The sequence below is a fragment of the Pseudomonas defluvii genome, from assembly GCF_001695625.1.
Taxonomy (GTDB): domain Bacteria; phylum Pseudomonadota; class Gammaproteobacteria; order Pseudomonadales; family Pseudomonadaceae; genus Aquipseudomonas; species Aquipseudomonas defluvii.
Window position 1 is genome coordinate 1 of sequence record NZ_MBPN01000236.1, and the last position, 2,471, is coordinate 2,471.

The 2,471-nt window shown below is 65.1% G+C and carries 4 protein-coding genes; all 4 read left to right on the forward strand.

From position 1 onward, the window contains the following. Window positions 1-936: helicase-related protein (locus tag EKA13_RS26845; RefSeq protein ID WP_141685684.1), on the forward strand; the 936-nt coding region annotated here is incomplete at its 5' end. A gap of 115 nt (window positions 937-1,051) precedes the next feature. Continuing rightward, complete coding sequence (locus EKA13_RS26850; RefSeq protein WP_009459683.1) at window positions 1,052-1,258, forward strand: hypothetical protein; 207 nt, start codon at window positions 1,052-1,054, stop codon at window positions 1,256-1,258. 147 nt (window positions 1,259-1,405) lie between these two features. Next, complete coding sequence (gene pilL2 / locus EKA13_RS26855; RefSeq protein ID WP_009459682.1) at window positions 1,406-2,005, forward strand: PFGI-1 class ICE element type IV pilus protein PilL2; 600 nt, start codon at window positions 1,406-1,408, stop codon at window positions 2,003-2,005. Next, on the forward strand, window positions 2,002-2,471 hold a 470-nt coding region (locus EKA13_RS26860; RefSeq protein ID WP_065762005.1), incomplete at its 3' end, for a hypothetical protein. The genes pilL2 and EKA13_RS26860, both read left to right, overlap by 4 nt.

Consider the following 2,471-nt stretch of genomic DNA (forward strand, 5'->3'; position numbering starts at 1 on the left):
GCGCACAAGACGGCCAAGGGCACCAAGGTATCGGTGCGCACGGTCAAAGCCCCGGGCTTCGGCCCCAAGGGCGTCTTGCGCTGCATCCTGCCGTTCACGATCTTCCTCAAGCTCAAGGACATCGGCGGCAACGTCCTGCCGCCGTATGACGAAGAGTTCCGCGAAGTCGCGATGGACACGGCGCAAGCCGCGGCCTACCGCGATCTGGCGGGCCGGCTGACCGCGGAGCTGAAACAGGCTCTGGCGCGACGCGATACGACTCTGCTGGGTGTGGTCCTCAACGTGCTGCTGGCCTGGCCGGATTGCTGCTTCCGGTCGGAAACCGTGGTGCATCCGCGCACGCGCAACACCTTGGCGTTCGTCCCGGCTCAGTTCAACGAGTTCGAGATCAGCCCCAAGGAGCGTGAGCTGATCGATATCTGCAAACAGGAGAAGGCGCAGGGCCGCAAGGTCCTCGCCTACACGGTCTATACCGGCACGCGCGACACCACGTCGCGCCTGAAGGTACTGCTGGAGCAGGAAGGTTTCAAGGTGGCGGTGCTGCGCGCGAGCGTGGATGCAAGCCGCCGCGAGGACTGGATTGCCGAGCAACTGGATCGTGGCATCGACGTGCTCATCACCAACCCCGAGTTGGTCAAGACGGGATTGGACCTGTTGGATTTCCCGACAATCGTGTTCATGCAGTCGGGCTACAACGTGTACTCGCTCCAGCAGGCGGCCCGCCGCTCCTGGCGCATCGGGCAGAAGCACCCCGTGCGCGTGATCTATCTCGGCTACGCCGGTTCCTCGCAGATGACATGCCTCGAACTGATGGCCAAGAAGATCATGGTCTCGCAGTCCACCTCGGGCGATGTACCCGAATCGGGGCTGGATGTCCTGAACCAGGATGGTGATTCCGTCGAGGTCGCACTGGCCCGGCAACTGGTCGCCGCCTGATTCCCACGCCACAAGCCGGCCTAGCGCCGCCGGCATTTCTGTTGTTCCCACCTTGCAGCCACGCCCACGTTCTCCGTGGACGTGGCTGCGCTTTTTTCATCCCAAGGAGATTTCCATGAATACCAACACCCAACCGTCCGAAGCCATCGACACCCAACGGAAGCTGGAAGCCGAGATTGCGGATTTCCTGCGGCAGCGCATCGAAGATGGGAACCTCGATGCGGAGGACATCCCTGTGCGCCTGGCACGCTATGGTCTGATGGCCCCCGAGGCGTTCCTCGCCGAAATGCGTGAGCGCATGGGCATCGACGACGAGAAATAAGAGACCCATTTTCACAGGCCCCAACTTGGGGCCTTTCTTTGGTGAAGGCGCTGCCGGCAAATCGGGCGCTGTCTGGTTCGCATTGTTTGCTGCCGCTCGTAGCCCGAGCGGCGATGGTGAGGGCTCGATGTTTCAGGACGCCGAGCTATGTGCCCCTCTCCACCCTGGTTTCACCATCCCGAACGCCGCCTGCTGGCGGGATTTTTCGGCCTGCTTTGGTCGGTGCTGGCCGGTGGCTGCGCGACGACGACTGCGCCGGTCGCGCCCGACACCATCGAGGAAGTCTCGGCCGCGCCCGAACCCGAAGCGCCCGAGTACATCCCGGTCGTGCGCTACGCCCGCTACACGCTGGTCGAACTGGCCCCTACAGCGGCGCAGCGCGACCTGCTGTTGCAGACCATCGACGTGTCGATGCCCGAGGATGCCCGCGCCACGGTCGGCGATGGGCTGCGGCATGTGCTCAAGCGCAGCGGCTACAGCCTGTGCCAAACGGCGCATGCCGTGATCGAGCTGTATGAGCTGCCGCTCCCGGCGGCGCACCTGCATCTCGGTCCCATGACCTTGCGCGATGCGCTGCTCACCCTGGCTGGTCCGGCCTGGGAACTGCACGCGGATGACCGCGCACGACAGATTTGCTTCGAGCGGCCCGGCGACAGCGTGGCCGCCGAACCCATGCCCGAACCGACCGCCGCCGATGCGGTGCAGACCTTCCCGCTGATGCCTTCCACTCCAGGAGGCCAGCCGTGAACGCTCCGCAATCTTCGCGTCGCCCGACCGCCGCCGTGGTGGTGCAAAGCATGCTCTGGCTCTGGCTGCTCGGTCTAAGCGTCATCGTGGCCCTCGGCTACCAGGCGATGAGCGACCAGGCCGACCAGGAACGGCTCGATTCCCGTCTGCAACGCCTCGAAGCGCAGGCGGTGGCCCTGGCCGAGGCCATCGAGACCATCCAGCAGCGTCCGGCCGTCGCAACGGCGGCGGACCTCAAAGACACCCGCCAAATCCTGGAAGCACGCGCTTCCCAGGTTGAGAAAACACTGAGCGGCTACGCAGCCGCCGACGACCTTCAGGCGCTGCGCGCGGAGATCGAGCAGATCAAGACGCGCCAGACCGCCGCGCGTGCAGCAGCCCCCGTCCAGCCGCGCACATCGAGCAAGCCCGCCGCCAAGTCTGAACCGCCGCCATTGCCGTTCCGCATCGTCGGCGCCGAACTGCG